Origin of the sequence: Maribacter cobaltidurans (assembly GCF_002269385.1) — a bacterium.
Lineage (GTDB): Bacteria > Bacteroidota > Bacteroidia > Flavobacteriales > Flavobacteriaceae > Maribacter > Maribacter cobaltidurans.
In genome coordinates this window covers 2,549,352-2,568,405 of the sequence record NZ_CP022957.1, presented here as the reverse complement: position 1 = coordinate 2,568,405, position 19,054 = coordinate 2,549,352, and the positions used below count along the sequence as shown (strand labels likewise).

General features: G+C 37.5%; 24 protein-coding genes. 21 read left to right on the top strand and 3 right to left on the bottom strand.

Annotation, left to right across the window (positions count from 1 at the left end; translation table 11 throughout):
* The first annotated feature begins 356 nt into the window (after positions 1 to 356).
* Positions 357 to 2,084 (top strand): APC family permease, encoded by a 1,728-nt coding sequence (locus CJ263_RS11235; RefSeq protein ID WP_094999220.1) that lies wholly within the window; start codon positions 357 to 359, stop codon positions 2,082 to 2,084.
* A gap of 88 nt (positions 2,085 to 2,172) precedes the next feature.
* Here CJ263_RS11235 and CJ263_RS11230 read toward each other — a convergent pair whose 3' ends face one another.
* On the bottom strand, positions 2,173 to 2,475 hold the full coding sequence (locus CJ263_RS11230) for a hypothetical protein (RefSeq protein WP_094997361.1): 303 nt from the start codon (positions 2,473 to 2,475) through the stop codon (positions 2,173 to 2,175).
* 625 nt (positions 2,476 to 3,100) lie between these two features.
* On the opposite strand from CJ263_RS11230, the gene CJ263_RS11225 reads away from it, so the two are divergent.
* The 6 genes from CJ263_RS11225 (at position 3,101) to arsN2 (ending at position 6,025) form a co-directional block, all read left to right on the top strand.
* Positions 3,101 to 3,679 carry a Crp/Fnr family transcriptional regulator gene (locus CJ263_RS11225; protein WP_094997360.1) on the top strand — a complete coding sequence of 193 codons (579 nt, stop codon included), beginning with the start codon at positions 3,101 to 3,103 and terminating at the stop codon, positions 3,677 to 3,679.
* 73 nt (positions 3,680 to 3,752) lie between these two features.
* On the top strand, positions 3,753 to 4,142 hold the full coding sequence (locus CJ263_RS11220; RefSeq protein WP_094997359.1) for a VOC family protein: 390 nt from the start codon (positions 3,753 to 3,755) through the stop codon (positions 4,140 to 4,142).
* A 16-nt stretch (positions 4,143 to 4,158) separates the two neighbouring features.
* Positions 4,159 to 4,377, top strand: coding sequence for a hypothetical protein (locus tag CJ263_RS11215; protein WP_158657132.1), 219 nt, complete (start codon positions 4,159 to 4,161; stop codon positions 4,375 to 4,377).
* A 210-nt stretch (positions 4,378 to 4,587) separates the two neighbouring features.
* Positions 4,588 to 5,097 (top strand): DinB family protein, encoded by a 510-nt coding sequence (locus CJ263_RS11210; protein WP_094997357.1) that lies wholly within the window; start codon positions 4,588 to 4,590, stop codon positions 5,095 to 5,097.
* A 36-nt stretch (positions 5,098 to 5,133) separates the two neighbouring features.
* Positions 5,134 to 5,559, top strand: a complete 426-nt coding sequence (locus CJ263_RS11205; RefSeq protein WP_094997356.1) for an SRPBCC domain-containing protein — start codon at positions 5,134 to 5,136, stop codon at positions 5,557 to 5,559.
* 49 nt (positions 5,560 to 5,608) lie between these two features.
* Complete coding sequence (gene arsN2 / locus CJ263_RS11200) at positions 5,609 to 6,025, top strand: arsenic resistance N-acetyltransferase ArsN2 (RefSeq protein ID WP_158657131.1); 417 nt, start codon at positions 5,609 to 5,611, stop codon at positions 6,023 to 6,025.
* Between the two features lie 139 nt (positions 6,026 to 6,164).
* Here arsN2 and CJ263_RS11195 read toward each other — a convergent pair whose 3' ends face one another.
* Positions 6,165 to 7,142, bottom strand: coding sequence for a GlxA family transcriptional regulator (locus CJ263_RS11195; RefSeq protein ID WP_094997354.1), 978 nt, complete (start codon positions 7,140 to 7,142; stop codon positions 6,165 to 6,167).
* Positions 7,143 to 7,278: 136 nt separating this feature from the next.
* On the opposite strand from CJ263_RS11195, the gene CJ263_RS11190 reads away from it, so the two are divergent.
* The 14 genes from CJ263_RS11190 to CJ263_RS11125 all read left to right on the top strand — a co-directional run bounded on the left by CJ263_RS11190 (position 7,279) and on the right by CJ263_RS11125 (position 16,718).
* Positions 7,279 to 7,707, top strand: coding sequence for an SRPBCC family protein (locus tag CJ263_RS11190; protein ID WP_308423228.1), 429 nt, complete (start codon positions 7,279 to 7,281; stop codon positions 7,705 to 7,707).
* Between the two features lie 9 nt (positions 7,708 to 7,716).
* Complete coding sequence (locus CJ263_RS11185; protein ID WP_094997353.1) at positions 7,717 to 8,142, top strand: VOC family protein; 426 nt, start codon at positions 7,717 to 7,719, stop codon at positions 8,140 to 8,142.
* A 2-nt stretch (positions 8,143 to 8,144) separates the two neighbouring features.
* Entirely contained in the window at positions 8,145 to 8,555 is a 411-nt protein-coding gene (locus tag CJ263_RS11180; RefSeq protein WP_094997352.1) for a VOC family protein, read from the top strand.
* A 20-nt stretch (positions 8,556 to 8,575) separates the two neighbouring features.
* Positions 8,576 to 9,004 carry a VOC family protein gene (locus tag CJ263_RS11175; protein WP_094997351.1) on the top strand — a complete coding sequence of 143 codons (429 nt, stop codon included), beginning with the start codon at positions 8,576 to 8,578 and terminating at the stop codon, positions 9,002 to 9,004.
* A 16-nt stretch (positions 9,005 to 9,020) separates the two neighbouring features.
* Positions 9,021 to 9,389 (top strand): DoxX family protein, encoded by a 369-nt coding sequence (locus CJ263_RS11170; protein ID WP_094997350.1) that lies wholly within the window; start codon positions 9,021 to 9,023, stop codon positions 9,387 to 9,389.
* Between the two features lies 1 nt (position 9,390).
* Positions 9,391 to 9,612, top strand: coding sequence for a DUF4287 domain-containing protein (locus CJ263_RS11165; protein ID WP_094997349.1), 222 nt, complete (start codon positions 9,391 to 9,393; stop codon positions 9,610 to 9,612).
* Positions 9,613 to 9,779: 167 nt separating this feature from the next.
* Entirely contained in the window at positions 9,780 to 10,232 is a 453-nt protein-coding gene (locus CJ263_RS11160) for a hypothetical protein (protein WP_094997348.1), read from the top strand.
* 274 nt (positions 10,233 to 10,506) lie between these two features.
* Positions 10,507 to 11,403: an NAD-dependent epimerase/dehydratase family protein gene (locus CJ263_RS11155; RefSeq protein ID WP_094997347.1), complete on the top strand. Its 897-nt coding sequence runs from the start codon at positions 10,507 to 10,509 to the stop codon at positions 11,401 to 11,403.
* Positions 11,404 to 11,696: 293 nt separating this feature from the next.
* The gene (locus CJ263_RS11150; RefSeq protein WP_094997346.1) at positions 11,697 to 12,716 is read left to right on the top strand and encodes a HEPN domain-containing protein; all 1,020 of its coding nucleotides are present in this window, start codon (positions 11,697 to 11,699) and stop codon (positions 12,714 to 12,716) included.
* Between the two features lie 163 nt (positions 12,717 to 12,879).
* Complete coding sequence (locus CJ263_RS11145; RefSeq protein WP_158657130.1) at positions 12,880 to 13,281, top strand: hypothetical protein; 402 nt, start codon at positions 12,880 to 12,882, stop codon at positions 13,279 to 13,281.
* Positions 13,282 to 13,416: 135 nt separating this feature from the next.
* Positions 13,417 to 13,932: a GNAT family N-acetyltransferase gene (locus tag CJ263_RS11140; protein WP_094997344.1), complete on the top strand. Its 516-nt coding sequence runs from the start codon at positions 13,417 to 13,419 to the stop codon at positions 13,930 to 13,932.
* 367 nt (positions 13,933 to 14,299) lie between these two features.
* Positions 14,300 to 15,220: an NAD(P)-dependent alcohol dehydrogenase gene (locus CJ263_RS11135; protein ID WP_094997343.1), complete on the top strand. Its 921-nt coding sequence runs from the start codon at positions 14,300 to 14,302 to the stop codon at positions 15,218 to 15,220.
* A gap of 185 nt (positions 15,221 to 15,405) precedes the next feature.
* Positions 15,406 to 16,233: an alpha/beta hydrolase gene (locus tag CJ263_RS11130; protein ID WP_094997342.1), complete on the top strand. Its 828-nt coding sequence runs from the start codon at positions 15,406 to 15,408 to the stop codon at positions 16,231 to 16,233.
* A gap of 179 nt (positions 16,234 to 16,412) precedes the next feature.
* On the top strand, positions 16,413 to 16,718 hold the full coding sequence (locus CJ263_RS11125) for a DUF1330 domain-containing protein (RefSeq protein WP_094997341.1): 306 nt from the start codon (positions 16,413 to 16,415) through the stop codon (positions 16,716 to 16,718).
* Positions 16,719 to 16,789: 71 nt separating this feature from the next.
* Here CJ263_RS11125 and CJ263_RS11120 read toward each other — a convergent pair whose 3' ends face one another.
* Positions 16,790 to 18,841, bottom strand: a complete 2,052-nt coding sequence (locus CJ263_RS11120; RefSeq protein ID WP_094997340.1) for a helix-turn-helix domain-containing protein — start codon at positions 18,839 to 18,841, stop codon at positions 16,790 to 16,792.
* Between the last annotated feature and the right edge of the window lie 213 nt (positions 18,842 to 19,054).

The following is a 19,054-nucleotide window of genomic DNA, read 5'->3' as shown; positions in this document are numbered from 1 at the left end:
AAATAGAAATTGGTCGAGGATATTGTCATCCCGACCAAATGGAAAATGGTTTACTTGCGTAAATCATTTTTTGTATTCAAAAAAATGAACGAGTTCAATTGCACGTATTTCTTGAATACAAAAAATAGGGAGGCGACAAGCCTCCATTTTCCATTTGCAACAATGGGTTTTAGGATTATCTAAATCCGCTAATGCTGACAATTTAGACCTTTCGCATTTAGCCTTACTTCTTTACACCTAAATGATTTCTGATAACGCACAAATATTTATGGTTTAATTCCTTTGAACCAATTTCGGTTTCTTACTTTTAACAGTAATTACTCACTTAAATACCCTCTGTTTTGAAAAAGGAAACAGTGAAAAAGAAACTAAACCAATTGGAAGCCACGGCCATTTGTGGTAACGATATTAGTTCCTCCTGTCTTTATGTCTCCGCATTGGCCATCGTATATGCCGGACAATTTGCTTGGGTTTCATTGCTCCTGGTAGCTACCGTTCTTTTCTTATTTAGAAAAATTTACGGCGAGGTAGTTGGGGCCTTACCTTTAAATGGAGGTGCCTATAACGCATTGTTAAATACGACAAAAAAGTCTACGGCTTCCCTGGCCGCCGCGTTGACGGTACTTTCCTATATGGCAACGGCCGTAATTTCAGGAAGTGAAGCCGTAAAATACGCCCACAGTATTTGGGAATTTATTCCTATTGTACCTACCACCATCGGCTTATTATTGATATTTATGGGGTTGGTAATTTTGGGTATAGGTGAGTCTTCTAAAGTGGCCATAGCCATTTTTGTCTTTCATCTCTTTTCTTTGACGACCCTTTGCGGTTTCAGTTTATTCTTCTTTTTTAATAATGGGTTTAGTGTTCTGTTGGATAACTTCAATACGCCCATAAAGGGAGGGGTAGTTACCGCATTGTTTCTTGGGTTTTCGGCGGCCATGTTGGGTATCAGCGGGTTCGAGAGTTCCGCCAATTATGTAGAGGAACAAAAAAAAGGAGTATTCCCAAAGACTTTGAGGAATATGTGGATTGTAGTGACCATATTCAATCCTCTGATAGCATTTTTAGCTTTGGCCATTATCCCAATGAATCAAGTAGTGGAGAATCAAGATTCATTACTTTCCTTGATGGGAGGCCTGTCTGGCGGTAATTGGCTTTCTTACTTAGTTGGAATTGATGCATCCTTGGTATTAAGCGGAGCTGTACTAACTTCTTTTGTTGGTGTTGGCGGACTCATGGAAAGAATGGCCTTGGACAGAATCCTTCCAAAACCGCTTTTAAGAAAGAACAGAAGGGGAAGTTCCTATCTCATATTTATTCTTTTCTTTTTACTGTGCACTTCAATTCTTTTTGTAACTCAAGGGGATTTGGCAAAATTGGCGGGCGTTTACACAATCGCCTTTTTGGCAGTAATGACTTTATTTGGGGTTGGAAATATGCTTTTAAAAATAAATAGAAGTAGGCTCCCAAGACCTGAAAAGGCAAGTTGGCCGGCATTATTGGTCGCAATCATGGCAACTATCGCGGCTATTATAGGTAATATCATTCTAAATCCGGGCTATCTAGTAATTTTCATGGAATATCTCTTTCCTACGTTATTGGTCGTTTTTTTTATGTTAAAGCGAACCTTTGTTTTAAAGGCGTTTCTGCAAGTAATAGGTTATCTTTTTCCTAAAAGTGGGTTTTTAGGCGGAACCCAAAAGAAAATACAACTTATGATCCACAAAATAAATGCACAACAATTCGTCTATTTTACCAATCACGATGATGTGGCCACCTTAAATAAAATAATGCTTTACATTAAGGCAAATGAGGCAACTAGAAAACTGAAGATTGTTTCCGTGTTGGATAAAGGGGTTCAGGGGGTCAAAAACTTAATGACGGATATACAAGTGTTGAATAGGGCTTATCCATCTATCGACATTGATTTTGTTGAGGTTGAAGGCGTATTTGGACCTGAAAAAATAAAGGAACTTTCTAAGAAATGGAACATTCCCACTAATTTTATGTTCATTGGTTCACCAGGTGATAAGTTTCCGTATCGTCTGGAAGAATTGGGAGAGGTGCGTCTTATCATTTAACACAAACCTGACGTCTTAATGAAGTGATTTATGGTTGGTGGACAATATGGGAATGCTTATCTGTGATTCCATGGTTTTAATTAGGTCCTTATGGAATATTTAAAAAAAAATGTGCGTTCGTCATGTTCCAATAGGCAATCAAATTAGGTTTTTCATCGCCTATGGACATGCGTAGACATTGGACAATGGTTTTGGCCGCTATAGAGTGAAAGGAAATAGTATCATCTTGGACTTTTTCTAGTAGCATTTCTTTGAACCATTCAAGTTGTTCCTTTCCTTTGAGCTTTGTATCAGTATCCGCATGGACAATTTTTATGGAAAAATAAAGCTTGATGATATTGCGGAAGAAGTAAACATGAGCAAGAGGAATATGTCCCGAAAATTTAAACATAAAACGTAAATAACGATAGGGGAATAGATAAATGTTTTAAAAGTCTAACGTGCCTAACACCTTCTCTCAAAAGGGCATACACTTACATTCACAGCCTTGGAATTAAACTATAAAAGCGCATATCCGTTAAAGATACTCCTCAAAAGACACAATTCCACTTCCTACTAAAGTTGTCCTCATCCTTAGTTATCATGTCCTTTTTTTAAGGCATTTAAAAGAGAACTTTGTTTCAGTTAATCTAAGCAAAACAAATATGAAACAATTTTGGTTTATTAAACCATTAGGTAACGAATTTGAGGGTTTAGTGCAAAGTTTTTTATTTAGGTTGGTCTATTTTGTACATTTCCATTTTATCTTTATTCGTCAAGGGCTGAACAAAAAAGCCAGTGCATAACAAAATGTATAATCAATTGCGGTCAGATTCCCTTATCCCCCAAAACCCTGAAATAGAATTTAAGGTCGTCAACCTTTCAAGGAAATAGTTTTAATGGTTTTCGCCAAATTTCCTAAAAATTAGTTACCATCCCTTCCGCCTGTACACAAGTATCTTGACCATTATTCATACTATGTCGTTGTGCCATATTTGATGTAAATTGTATCCATAAGTAAACTACCGTATAAATCAATGAAGTCAAGCTTTTTTCGTACCGTATACAATCATCCTTTAATACAAGCGGATGATTTAAAGGAGATAATGGACAACCACCAGAAAATCAATTTTTCTAAAGGCACGCTTTTTCTGGAAAAGGGCCAAATAGCCAATGAATATTATTTGATTGAAAGCGGACTCCTAAGAGCGTATGTTCATGACTTTGAAGGAAACGAGATAACAACGGATTTTTATGGCGAAAATGAAATTTCCATAGAAGTATCCTCCCTATTTCAGCGAATACCCACAAAGGAAAATATAATTGCACTTACCAATGGCGTTGCCTGGAAAATTGAGTTTGAAACCTTTCAGGTATTGTACCATAAAATAGAAAGCTTTAACGAATGGGGCAGGGCATGGATGTCCAATCAATTATTTCTTTCAAAACAACGGGCTATAGAAATGCTCATCAAAAGCGCAACGGAAAGATACCTAACGCTGATTACGGAGAAACCGGAAATTGTAAAGCAAGCCCCAATTAAGCATATTGCCTCTTACCTTGGGATAACCGACACCTCCTTGAGCCGTATACGAAGAGAAATTTCCGGAAGTTGATTTACTGTCATAGGACAAGTTTTTTACTGGTTCACCTAAGTATTTTTGTTTGAAACACTTAAAAAAGACGAAGATGAAACCAGAAAATCCCGTAGTGTGGTTTGAAATTTATGTTGACGACCTAAAAAGAGCCCAAAAGTTCTACGAAGCCGTATTTAACCTAAAAATGAGCGAAATGCCAATGCCGGATACGGGAGAAGAAATGGAAATGTTATTTTTTCCATCGGATCCGGAGTCCAAAAACAGGGCATCAGGAGCCTTGGTGAAAATGGAAGGATTCTCCGCAGGAAATAACAGTACCATCGTTTATTTTATGAGCGATGACTGCAGTATAGAAGAAGCTAGAGTTGAAAGTGCCGGAGGTAAAATATTTAAATCAAAAATGTCCCTTGGGGAGTATGGTTTTATGGTTTTAGCTACGGATACCGAAGGGAATATGATTGGAATCCATTCTATGGAATAATAATAGAAGCTTAAAGATGGTAGAAGTCTTTAAAACCAATATTTCCTCCCAAAGCAAGGCCGAAGAAGTTTTACGGATACTGAACAGTAAGTTTCCTGGCTATAAAGTGGATTTCGATTTGGAGGATTGTGACAATATTCTGAGGGTTGAAAATGAAAATGGGACATTAAAAATTGATGATATCATTTGCTGCCTTCTGGGAAAGCAAGTTGTGGTGGAAGTCTTGCTGGATTAAAAGAAGGATAGCGTCTCTAGTTCTTCAAACCTAAATACCTGTGTTCCCACTTATTGTGGTTTCATCTTTAAGGACTTCAACAAGATTGAAAAAATACCCCCCACTGTCTTGCAGATAAGCAATGACAAAAGGTCATTAGATAGGTTGAAGCGATTATTGATTTAATTTTAAATTTATGGGTACATAAATAATCTTTAGAATAGCCCATAAATGATACGTGAGGATCTTAGAAATACTATTGATCTTTGGACTAGGGATATAGAAGAGTTAAGTTTTGAACAGCTCTGCAAAAAACCCTCTCCAAACAGTTGGTCCCTTGGACAGGTCTGTATGCATCTTATAGACGCAACCCATTATTTTCTGGAGCAAGCGGTAATCTGCTCATCCAACAATGAAAATAGCAACGAGGAAATGAAACCGAACGCCAAGATCATGTTTGTCGACAATGAATTCCCCAATGAACGTATTGAAGGCCCACCCTCGAACAGCTTCACCCTTCAGCCAAAGAGTAAAGAGGAAATTTTAAGCTCTTTTGCTAAAATTAAAGAGTCCATAGTCCATGTTGAACGTCAGGTTTCAAATAGTACCCATGAGGGCAAGACCAAGCATCCAGGTCTCGGTTATTTTAGCGCAACGGAATGGCTACAGTTTGCAGAAATGCATTTTCGACATCATTTTAGGCAACGCGATAGGATTATGGCCTTTTTGAAAATAGACTGAATTTGTTGAAAATTAAAACTAAAAGGATTTTTATAAATGCAAAGGGATGTAAATAGATTAACGGCACAAACTCTAATCAAAGCACCAATTGAGATGGTATGGGAACTCTGGACAAACCCTGTTCATATTGGCAAATGGAACAATATGTCCGAAGAATGGCATACTCCAGTTGTGGAGAATGATTTAAGGGCTGGAGGAAAGCTGTATTTAAGAATGGAAACAAAGGATGGAAGCGAGGGTTTTGATTATATCTGTAACTATGATGAAATTGTGATGTACAAGAAAATAGCCCATACTACTTCTGATAATAGAAAGACGACGATAACATTTGTGGAAACAGAAGAAGGTGTTCGGTTAACTGAAGCATTTGAACCGGAAAGCGAGACTCCGTTAGACGTGCAGCAAGAATTTTGCCAATCCATATTAAATAATTTTAAACACTATGCTGAAAGCACGGTGTAAAAGCTATTTTAATAATTGGAAAAGTGTTTCATCAAAGATCCTGGATAACATGGAAGAAAATCAAAGTTTTGGGAATATAAAAGAGTTGCTAAAAAATAATGACCTCCCTTACGAGGATATTATTGCATCAAAGGTCCAGTTTATTACTGAGAAAGAAAACGGAGTCCTTGTTGGCTGTATCGGTGTAGAAAAATATAATGAAGAGGGACTTTTGCGCTCCTTTGCCGTTAGGGATGAGTACAAAAACAAAGGTATTGGGAAACGTCTTTTAAACCAACTCATTGACCAAAGTAAAACAGACGGTTTAAAACGATTACATCTACTGACAACAACCGCAGATGGCTATTTTGACAAGAACGGATTTAAGACAGCTGATAGAGCAGTCGCACCAAATGAGATTTCATCAACCAAAGAATTCTCGGAAATCTGTCCGTCGAGTTCGGTTTATATGATACGGGACATATAATAGCCAATCATTTATGGCCATTACTAACACCCAATTTTACGCTGCTTCCTGCAAGCTTCCAGTTTCCCATATCTCGGAAAAACCAATCTATATCTGAGAGAATGTCTAGACAAATTAGAAACACGGGTAGAATATAGAATCAACTCAGAGCCATTTTATTGTATTTATTTCGATACTCAATCGGGGTAAGACCTGTATTTTTTTTAAAAATGGTTCTAAAAGCTTTGGTGTCCGTATAGCCAACATCAAACATTACCTCGTTAATATTCTTCCGGCTCATTTCAAAGCTGCGTTTAGCGGACTCCACTTTCACCCTATTGATATATTCCAAAACAGAATTATTGGTAGCGGCCTTAAAACGCCGTTCAAAACTTCGCCTGCCCAGCTTTGTAAAATCCGCTAATTCATCTATCGAGATTTTGTCTTGGATATGGTCATCAATATATTCCTGAGCTTTTTTAATGGCTTCGTCATTGTGGTTTTTCTGACCTTGGAACATGGCAAAGGCGGCCTGGCTATCCCTATCAATATCTATGGCAAAGTATTTTGAAGCTAAAATTGCCGTTCCCCTATCCGTGTACTTTTCCACCAAATGGAGTAATAAGTTCCAATAAGAATGGGCCCCGCCACTGGAATAGATTCGATGTTCCTCGGTAATTATACTGCCATCCTGTACTTCTACATCGGGAAACATTTCACGAAACTCCTCTTGGAAACCCCAATGGGTAGAACATTTTTTGCCGTCGAGGAGACCGGTAGAAGCCAATAAAAATGCGCCCACACAAAGCGAAGCTACTTCTGCCCCATTATCATATTGTTCCTGTATCCATGGCACCAGTTTTTTGTTTTTGGCAATTGCACTTTTCATGTCTCCGAACAAAGCGGGAATTACTACCAAGTCGGTTTCCTTTACATCCTTAAGCAGTTGGGAAGCATGAATAGAAAAAAGCCTGTTATTCAATTTCACTTGTTTTTTTAATCCGACCAACTGAACATCGAACAAGGGTTGTTTACCGGATGTGACCATAAATTGATTGACTGCCGAAAACAAATATTGAGGATCTGCAATAGCTTGCAAAACGGAACTCTCCGGAACAAGTATACTTACGCGTTTCATGCTTATGACGTTAGGATTGGTATGATAAAGGTAAAATAAAAATTGTCGTGAATTGCCCTTTTGTTGTCATTTATGCACAGGACAATTTTTGCAGTAATTGTGCAAATTTGTATTGTACATTGTAACTGGTTTTAACGTGAAAAATTTAATAATGGATACGCCAAAAATTACAGTAAGCGCAAAAATCAACGCACCGTTGGAAAAGGTTTGGGACGGTTATACCAATCCCAGTCATATAGTAAATTGGAATTTTGCCGACCCAAGTTGGCATTGCCCTACCGCCGAAAACGATATGAAAATAGGTGGCACCTACAAAGCTAGAATGGAAGCCAAGGATGGCAGTTTTGGTTTTGATTTTATAGCCATTTATACCGATATAAAGGAAGGTAAAGGTTTTACTTATGGATTTGACGGAAGAACTGTTGAGGTTCAATTCAATGATTTGGGAAACCAAACGGAGGTAATCGTACGATTTGACCCGGAAACCGAAAACCCTGTTGAAATGCAAAGGGATGGATGGCAAGCCATATTGAACAATTTCAAAAAGTACACGGAAACCCTTTAAGCTAAAAAAATGACCCATCAAATGTATCCATGCCTTTGGTTTGACGGACAGGCCAAAGCCGCTGCGGAATTTTACTGTTCCATTTTTCCCAATTCAAAAATTACGGCGGAAAATCCATTGGTCGTGAAATGGGAATTGGATGGTAAACCTTTTATGGGGTTAAACGGAGGCCCTAAATTCAAGTTCAATGAAGCCGTTTCTTTTGTAATCCATTGCGACACTCAGGAAAAAATAGATTATTTCTGGAACTCTTTTACAAAAGATGGAGGTGAAGAAAGCAATTGTGGTTGGTGCAAGGACAAATTTGGTGTTTCTTGGCAGGTTGTGCCCAGTGTTTTGGAGGAATTAATGGGCCATCCGGAAAAAAGGGAAAGGGTGATACAAGCATTCCTAAAGATGAAAAAGTTCGATATTGAAACCCTATTAAATGCTTAGGTGTGGCACAAATACATACATACCTCACCTTCAATGGAAATTGTCGGGAAGCCATGACCTTTTACAAATCGTGTTTGGGCGGAAAACTTATGTTTCAAACCGTGGGCGAATCTCCTATATACAATAAAATGCCAAAGAAAATGAAACAGTGTATTTTACATTCCACACTCATACGTAAGGATTTTGTTCTCATGGGTTCCGATATGGCACCGGATACGGCGCTAATAAAAGGGAATACGGTTGCTTTGGTATTGAATTGCTATACGGAAAACGATATCAGAACCTACTTTGATAAACTCTCCCTTGGAGGTGTAGTTAAACATCCGCTTGAAAACACGTTTTGGGGAGCTTTGTTCTGTGAACTTACCGATAAGTTCGGGAACCATTGGCTTTTAAATTTTAATAATCAGTAATCACTTTAAAAACTATAATCATGGCACTAATCAATCCGTATCTGCACTACAATGGAAATGCAGAGGAAGCATTCCATTTTTACAAATCTGTATTTGGTGGCGAATTTGCACGTCTTACCCGTTTCAAGGATTTTTCAAATCCTGAACAACCCTTTCCTAAGAGCGAGGCCAATAAAATTATGCACATCGCCCTGCCTATTGGCAACAACGTCATCATGGGCAGTGACGTTCCGGAAGTGCTTGGAAAAGTAAATGAGAACGAAAACAGGTTCAAAGTATCCATTAGCACGGAAAGCAAGGAAGAGGCGGACAGGTTGTTCAACGGTCTTTCCAAAGGTGGAAACGTTGAAATGCCCATTGGGGACAGTCCATGGGGCTCCTATTTTGCCATGTTCCGGGACAAATATGGTATCGAATGGATCGTGGATTACGATTATCAAAACAAATAACCTTAAATACACCACAATGAAAAAGCACAAAATTATTTTTTGGACCGCGACCATAATCATCGCTTTATTTGAAGGAGTATTACCGATACTTACTTCACAAACCGAAATGGCAAAGGAAGGAATCAGACACTTGGGATACCCCGAATACTTTGGAAACGCATTAGTGGTATTCAAAGTTTTGGGCGTTTTGGCCCTGGTTATTCCACAAGTCCCAAAACGTTTAAAAGAATGGGCCTATGCAGGCTTTATGTTCAATTTCATCTTTGCGGCCATCAGTCATTTTGCAGTGGATGGAATGGATTTTCAATCCTTTTTCCCGTTTATTGTTTTGGCCATTTTAGCGGCTTCCTACTATGCCTTTCATCAACTTAATACATCAAAATAATATGTCATTTCAAGCCTGTCTGGATACTATTCAAAAGAAAACAGGGAAAACACCTTCGGACTTTAAAGCGCTTGCCGAGCAAAAGGGATTCACACAAAATGGGAAAATAAAGGACGGGGTAAAGGCAACGCAAATTACGGATTGGTTAAAGCAAGAATTTGATTTAGGACACGGACATGCCATGGCCATTTATGCCCTATTGAAAGGCAAAAAACCGGACTGATCAAAATGTAATAGGGTTATTCCAAAACGGTTTGAAACTATCGTCGCGTTTAAATTAATTCCTGTGGTTTACGTATTTTTATAATGTCTAGGGTTGGTTGTTCCAGAAGTATTTTTTGGCTTTCGAACTATCACATACCAACCCTAGTACATTTAAAAAACAATCTCATGAAAAAGCCAATAATCTTTTGGACAGTCCTGTTAGGTATTTCCGTATTGGTCACGGGATGTAAAAACGGGGATAAGCAGAAAAACGATATGGAGGAGAGCACGGCAAAAACCAGTATAAGTAACAAGGGTCAACTTTGTTTTCAGAATGTCTACCCATATCAGGATAATCCCTCTACCCAAGATGTATTGGAACTTAACCTGACGATAGATGGAAATACGGTATCCGGTAATTATAACTGGCTACCTGCCGAAAAGGACCAAAGAAAGGGTACTTTAAATGGCACATTAACGGACGATAACGTTACCGCTCAATATCATTTTATGCAAGAAGGAATGGAACAAACCGCTATGTTAAAAATCCGCTTGATGGATGATAAGGCCCAAGTTGAGGGAGGTGAAGCGGAATTGGGTCTAGGGGCTACAATCGACAAAATTGATTGTGGAACTTAAAAAAGTACCGCGGTAGAATACACTTCAGATTTTATTTTGCGGGTGTTTATCGGTCGCTGAGCATGGTTATCCAATTCAATCCCCAATACCAGAAAATCCAAGAAAGCCCTAGTCTTCGAGCTGTGGCCAAGAAATTATAAAATGAGCCCTTTTCGGGGTTGGATATCTACGCCATAGTGTAAGGATTTTGCTATATTTCCAAATAATTCATCAAACTGCTTTTAGCAGGTCGATAGGGCACATTCAACCCAATCTTTTAAATTGAAAAACCATTATGAAACGAATATTCTTTACCGGGGGATCGGGAAAAGCAGGAAAGCATGTAATTCCCTACCTACTGGACCAGGGACATAGAGTGATGAATGTAGACCTAGTGCCTTTAGACCACCCTGGGGTTGATAATCTGATTGCCGATATTACGGATTCCGGACAAATGTTCAATGCCATGAGTTCGTATGCCGGGTTGGACGAACTGGAACCGGGGAACGGCGTACCAAAATTTGATGCCGTAGTACATTTTGCCGCCGTGCCCAGGATTCTGATTAATCCCGATAATGAAACGTTTATGGTCAACACCATGGGTACCTACAATGTAATCGAAGCTGCCGTTAAACTAGGAATCAAAAAAATTATTATTGCCTCCTCGGAAACTACCTATGGCATCTGTTTTTCAGATGGTAAAACCGACCCAAAAGTACTTCCCCTGGAAGAGGATTATGATGTTGACCCCATGGATAGTTATGGCTTGTCGAAGGTTGTAAACGAGAAGACGGCACGAAGCTTCCAACGGCGTTCTGGCTTCGATATTTATGCCCTTCGTATTGGCAATGTGATCGAACCCCACGAATATGCGGAACTGTTTCCGCATTATTTCAAAAACCCAGAAGTGCGCCGCCGGAATGCCTTCTGTTACATAGATGCCCGTGACCTAGGGCAGATCGTGGATCTATGTTTGCAAAAGGACGGACTTGGATATCAAATTTTCAACGCTGGAAACGATCATAACGGTGCCATAATTCCCAGTACCGAATTAGCCGACAGGTTCTACCCTAATGTACCCGTAGTTCGAGAATTGGGGGAGCATGAAGCCTTATTTTCTAACCGTAAAATCCGTGAAGTTCTAGGGTTCAAGGAACAACATAACTGGCGAAAATACCTTAAATGGGACTGAATTCGTAAAAACAAACCATTCTTAAAACCAAAGATGGGGTAATGGATTATTTTGAAAAAGCCTTGAATTCGCGAATAGGAATCGAGTATAAACTATAAATATATCCAGATACTATCATGGTAAATAACCGAAATGTATATCCCCCCGACCGCAAATACTTTTAAATCCACTAAAATCAATTAGATTAATTTGGATAAAATAGAAATATAGTAACTTGTTACTATATACAATTGTTGTAGAAAATACGAATCAAGACGATAATTTAAACCAAAATAGATTTTATGATTTACTAAATGGGAAGAGATATTACTTTATATCCAAAAAAAGCTTCGAAAAAGGAACTTAAAGATTATTTAGAAAATTTAGGTTTCAAAAAATGTGACCATTTATGGGATTGGCCAAAGGGAACTCTAAACTACTCTTGGTTCGATTATGAAGATTTTAAATCAATTGATGGTGTTTCCGCTGACATTTACCCTATTGACGAAGAAGAAAAAGAGTATACAAAAAATGACTGGGCATTACACGTAAGAAATCTATATAGTGCAAGCTGGCACGACGTTAATATGCTTAATAGAGTTCTTAGAGATGCAAGAAAAAATTTTGGAGGTGATATTTATGGTGATTATGGTAAAAACCGATATGCGCCTTTGTGGGAAGATGAAAGTACACCACTCAGTAGAGGAATAAAAAATGTTTATGAGCACGTAGATTCCAATATTAAAGCTGTAATTTATTCAATACCAGAAGAATCAATAAAAAATACTTTTAACACAGAAGAAAGTAATGAAATGTTTGAGTTTTTAGGTTTAAATGACCCAAGCAGAGTAATATATAATGGCTTAGTTCCATTTGCAGTTTCTATGTTTGAATATTTCTTTTCTCAATGCTTTCAAATTTTGATTAAGTATGATAAAGAAGCTATTAAAAGGAGAGATAATTTCAATCAGAAAATTGATTTTCAAACTGCAATTGAATTATCTGAAGACAAAAAAACAATAGAAGAAGTAATTGCAAGGAATTATACTTTTCAAAACCTTAGTCAGTTAAATAAGGCTTATAAAGATTGGCTGAATATAGACGTAAGAAAAATTTTGTACAAGAAAAAGAAAGTTGGAAATTCCATTAAATATCTTGAAAACAGAATTGCTGAAATAATTCAATATAGACACGGAATTGTACATCATTTTTCATTGGACAGAACATTGACTAAAGAAGGATATATTAATATTTTAGAAGCTATTGAGAAATCAATAAATGAAATAATTTTATTCATTGAAAAAAAGTATAACATAAAGATAAATTCTGAATAATAAAGAAGTACTTTCTACAACAATATGTATAATTCATTGCTAGTTATAGCCTACTTACGAAAATCCTCGCGGATTTTCAGTTTGGTGTGTACTTGCAAAGTAAAGTACTAACCCACGCAACTACTCATAGCCGAGACGTTGTAAAACATTTAAACAAACCAATTTGAACATTAAGATTATTGCTTTATTCTCTATTATATTCTTTGGACTAATTTCTTGTGACACTTCTACACAAAAGGAATTCTTTGACAAAATGGTTCATGACGAATACCACTCAAAATATGATGGATTGGTGATTAAAAAATATATCGACAAACAAAATCGGGGCCGACCAATAATAATTATAAGGAATGAGATTTTTGGAAACAATAAAAAAGACTTTGTTTTTCAAAGCAATGGAATATTTGACTTCATACAAGTTGGTGACTCAATTTCAAAAGCTAAAGAGTCACTGATTTTACGAATCAAAAGGACAAATATGGATACGGTAATTAAATTAGATTTCGGGAAGATAAAAGGAAGTGAAAAGTATGCTTCCGAAAACCAATATCTCAAAATGAATTAATAAAAACGTTTTGCAACACGGTGTATAATTAATTGCGGTCGGACATTTTCCTGGCTTCGGCTACGCTCAGCCTGCATGAAAAGTCCACAACTAATCATGCACGAACCGTTACCTGCAAGCAAAAGAAACTGAAGATTGAAATTAAGAACAGCATCAATACAAGACCTAGATTTGGTCCAATATTGGGACACGAAACAGCACGTGATTGACTGTGACCCTGATGATGAGTGGGATTGGGAAAAAGAACTTAACCGAAATCCTGAATGGAGGGAACAACTGATAGCTGAAGTAAACGGAGAACCAATCGGATTTATACAAATAATTGACCCTCTATTGGAGGACACTCATTATTGGGGGGAAGTTGAACCGAACAAAAGAGCTATTGATATTTGGCTTGGAGAAGAACATAATCTGAATAAGGGCTACGGAACAAAAATGATGAATCTCGCTATTGAGAAATGTTTTGAAAACGAATTGGTGGATGGAATTTTAATTGACCCGCTGAAAACCAATACGAATGCTCAAAGATTTTATGAAAGACTAGGATTTGAATTTGTTGAAGAAAGGGACTTTGATGGTACAACGTGTATCGTATATGAATTAAAAAGAATAAAACCAGCAGGTAACAAGGTATCCTATGAAATGCCCTAGTCCAGTTCTCTACGGTTACTATTTAATTTTCAATTAGTTCATAATGTTGATTTTTGGGTATTGAATCGTTCAATACCATATAACTTGCTCCGCATCCTATCTGTGATACCCTGTTATGGGCGTTCACCGGCATCTGTATGATCATAAGCTAAAATAGGCCCGGCCACTTGCTAACCGGTGTGGTCCCCGATAGCTATTGGGATCCTTACCAATACCGTGAAAGCAACGAAATACGGCCACACCATGGCCTTATCGTTAATGGTTTTCACTATATTTCCATAAAATTCGCCACCAGCGCTTCCACTCGCCCACTGCCTTCGCAGATGGCGTACATAGCGCGGCGTTGTGCGTCATTAAAGACAAAAACATGAAAGCAGTAGTTTACATCAAATATGGCTCGCCAGATGTCTTAAAGTTGGTAAATGTCGAAAAGCCTCAACCGAAGGGCAATGAGATGCTTGTTAAAATAATTGCAACTACTGTAACTTCTGGTGATGTAAGGCTGCGTAGTTCAGATTTTCCGCTATTGGTTTGGTTTCCTGTCAGATTAATGTTTGGGTTATTTAGGCCAAAAAAGGAAATACTGGGACATGAATTTTCAGGCATTGTAGAAACTATCGGAAAAGATGTTACTGAATACAAAGTTGGAGATGAAATTTTCGCTACGCCTACAATGCTTAATACAGGCTCTTATGTAGAATATATCTGTATTCCGGAAAACAGAAAAAAAGGTGTACTTGGCTTGAAACCTAAAAATCTGAGCTTCAATGAAGCTGCTGCTTTGCCAATAGGAGGAATGACTGCTTTGTTTTTACTCAATAAAGCTAAACTAGATAAAGGACAAAAAGTGCTAATTTATGGTGCTTCAGGAAGTGTAGGAAGCTATGCTATACAAATTGCCAAAGAACAAGCTGATGAGGTGGCGGCTGTTTGTAGTAGTTCCAATTTTGATATGGTAAAATCACTTGGAGCAGACAGGGCTATTGATTACAAGAAAGACGATTATTCCTTGCTCAATGATAAATTCGATATTGTTTTTGATGCGGTGGGAAAAACTTCCAAATCGAAAGCAAAAAAAATCTTAAAACAAGGAGGTCGCTTCGTTTCAGTAAAGTCGCTTACAAGACCGACTCAAGAACATTTGAATAAACTAAAAGAACTTGCTGAAAAGCAAAAAATAAAACCTTATATAGACAAATGTTTCCAGCTCTCAGAAATTAAAGCGGCACATAAATATGTTGATGCGGGAGGGAAAAAAGGAAATGTGGTCATTGAAATAATTGACTAAATAAAAAACGAACACACAACACTGGTTATAATTCATTGCTGCTTTATCGCCAAATTTAAACATACAAACCATTAACAGGGCCCGATTTCTCACGGATAATTTCCTGGCTTCGGCTACGCCCATCCTGCATGAAAATTCAGCAACGAAGCCATACAAAGACCGTTACTTAATATACAAAGCAAACTATGAAAAAAATTACATTCGTAATTTCATATATTCTTCTTTTAGGAATACAAACCACATTCGGACAGAGTAAAAAAGATATTATAATAGGAAGTAGGTTTATTATTAAATCTAATATTTTAGACGAAGAAAGAACTTGTTTGATAAGTCTTCCTGATACATACCATGATTCATCTGAAACGGCTAAAAAATATCCAATCATCATATTATTAGATGGATATACCCATTTTAAAACAGCATCTGGAATAGTTCATTTTATGAGTTCCAATAGGAATCGAAACAATTTAATGCCAGAAAGTATTATTGTAGCCATAGAGAATGTTGACCGTGAAAGAGATTTTACCTTTACAAAAATTAAGACCAAACGACCTAATACTATGGGAGGTGGAAGGAATTTTTTGAATTTTATTGAGAAGGAACTACTACCATATATTGATAAAAATTATAGAACAGAACCGTTTAGAGTTCTTGTTGGCCACTCTTTAGGTGGTCTGCTTACACTTAATTCGTATATGGACGAAAATAGCGTATTCAATGCTTATATTTCTATAGACCCAAGTATTTGGTGGAATGAAGAAATGATGAAAAACAAGGTTGATTCCATTTCCCCAATATCATTGAATAAAAAACTTTATATAGCTACCGCCAATCAAGGGGACGCCAATTACGAGAGGAATAAAAAAAGACACGACTCCCTATATGCTTTTATAGCAAATAAATCAGATAAACCGCTAAATGTAGAAATAGAGTATTTTGAAAAAGAAAACCATCGCTCTGTTCCATTAATAGCTTTGTTCGAAGGATTCAAATATATTTATCAAGAGGATTGACAATTTGGTATAAAAATACTTTGGGCAACAACCCGGTTTTTAGTCCATAATCAAATTACTCCCATTAAATTGAATACTTAGGTGTAAACAGGGAATTAATGTGCTAAAATTCACTCATAAATGAAACCGCAGGCTACGATCAGACTAAAAATAACAGCATAAAAAATAACCAAACTTGAATGATACACATAACCCAATTGATTTATGTAAAAAAGGGGAAAGAAGAGATATTTCACGAATTTGAAGAAATAGCAATTCCTACCATTTTAAAATACAATGGACGACTCACGCTACGAATTCGACCAAATGATAATGCCATAATTGAAAGTAATATTAAAGTTCCTTACGGAATTCATTTAGTGGAATTTGAAAGTCAGGAGGATTTTGACAATTTTATGTTGGATGAGGAACGGAAAAAATTTCTTCATTTGAAGGACGAATCAATCGAATCCGCTATTTTGATTCAAGGCGTTCAGTTAAATTAAAAAACCAGCAGCTCACAAACCTATATAGGGATTTTTAAAGGGGTACCATACATTGGAACTAATGCCAAATTTTATAGCAGCCCCTCCTTTTCTAAATTAGATTTTAGTTTTTCTTGATTCTCCCAAAATTTGTCTTTGATATTTTGCATAATACCTTGAAAATCAGGATGATTTTTCAGCGGTTGAATCAGTGGTTCATCTTCAATTAACAAAAACCAATAGAGATAATTCTCTGTTTTGGAAAATATTCTAAGCTCTTCAACTGCCTCATTAATCTTCCCTTCATAAGCGTATTTCCAAACGAGATTCACACTTTTATAAGTCGATTGATCCCCTTCGCAGTATTCAGAGAAATCATTAAACAGTTTCTCAGCTTCCTTGTCCAACCCCATCTCTTTATAGACCTGTGCAATTTTGACGTTTTCCTGTTGATAAATATCCAGTCCATTTGCTTCCCTGGCTTCCACAAATTTTTTAAAATAGGAATAGGCACTGTCATAATTTTCCTCAATGTAGTACAACTTCCCTATATCCTGTAAAATATCAAGCCGAGTGGTATCCTTCTTCCATTCGTTTAAAAGTAAATTCCTGGTACGCTTAATATTACCATCCTTGGCAAACAGGATAAATGCCTTTAAGTGCGGAGCAAAATAGTTTTCAGAATTATAATCCAACGACTTATTGATATATTTCAAGGCTTCATCTGCAAATCCTGACGATACAAGGGCATTGCTTAGCTGCAAATACGTGTAGCTCTGGGTAATGGAATCACTCGCAACGGTAAGCTGAACCCCTTTTAAGGCATACTCCAAGTATTTATTGGTATTGGGAAGCATATGTGAATAAAATTCTGCAAGCATTTGTACGGCCAAAGATGAATTAGGATTATACTCCAACGCCTTATCAAGATGTGGCAAGGCTAATTTGTACTCCTTAGTTTGTATGTAGTAAAAAGCCTTAGCGACCAGGCTTTCGGCAGATTTTGAATCATAAAGCAAGGCCTTATCCGCAAAGCTGTTTATCTTTTCGGTGTACTGTTTCTCGAGTTGCGACATTTCGAGCAGATAGTATGAAATAGCGATGTTGGCATAGGCCAGGGCAAACTCCGGATCCTGGTCTATGGCTTTTTCAAATAATGCAATGGCCTCTTCCAAACCTTCATTAGTGCGCGAATAATAAGGATCCAATGCTTGTAGGTAGTAATCATAGGCCAAGAGATTGTTTGTTGGTTTTTTTTCAATTTGCTCCAATTCGGCAGGTGTCACGATAGCTTCAATGGCATCTGCGATTTTCTTGGCCACATCGTTTTGCAATTCAAAAATGTCCTCAACTTCTCGACTGTACTGTTCTCCCCAAATGGGAGTATCCGTTAAAGCATCAATCAATTGGATGTTGAGCAAAACTTGATTGCCGATGCGTTGCCCACTACCTTCTACCAAATAATTCACATGCAGTTCTTCGGCAATCTCTGGAATGCCCTTGTCAGTTTTTCTATATTTCTCTACCGAAGTTCTACTGATGACCCGCAAATCCTCAATCTTCTGAAGATTGTTCAATGCGGATTCCATCAGTCCGTTTACAAAATACAAATTGGTGGAATCGCTGCTCTCATTCTTGAAAGGCAAAACCGCAATAGACTTTTCAATTTTCGGTTCATTTATAGCATCTTTTTTATTGAACAGTACTATGCCAATAATTATCACGGCTAAGGATGTTGCTGCAATTAGCGGCCAGCGGTATTGCTTCAAAAAGTTGGTTTGGACCTTTTCCGGTTCGACCATCACAGTACCTTTTCCCATCTCCCCAGGGGAATATCCGTATTGTTCCCGAAAACATTTGATGAAGTAGGAGGTGCTTCCAAACCCAACTTTATAGGAGATTTCAGAAACCGTCGAAGAATCTTCCTTGAGCAGCTCCATGGCTTCTTTAAGACGGACTTGACGAATGAATTGGCTGGCCGATAATTGTGTCTGTTTCTTGATTTTCCTGAGCAGGTTAGATCTGCTCATGTGCATGGTCTTTGCTAGTTCAGACACTCCAAACTGCTCGTTGGCCAAATTTTCCACAATTATGGCCTCGGCTTGGGCTAAAAAAGTTGATCTGATGGGAGATTCGTCGGACATGTCGTTTTCTACTGGCTCTAAATTAGATAAATGTAAAGAAATAAACGTGCATCCCCATGTTTTCATGATGTATATAAAAGGATGGTTTGCGCCATAATTTATATCCCTGCGCCATAATTTTTATGCCCTCCCGAAACTTGATATAGTTCTCCGCATAGGTATTAAACCTTGCGTCACAGCCTCAACGACCTTTGTATCATCAAATAAATCAAT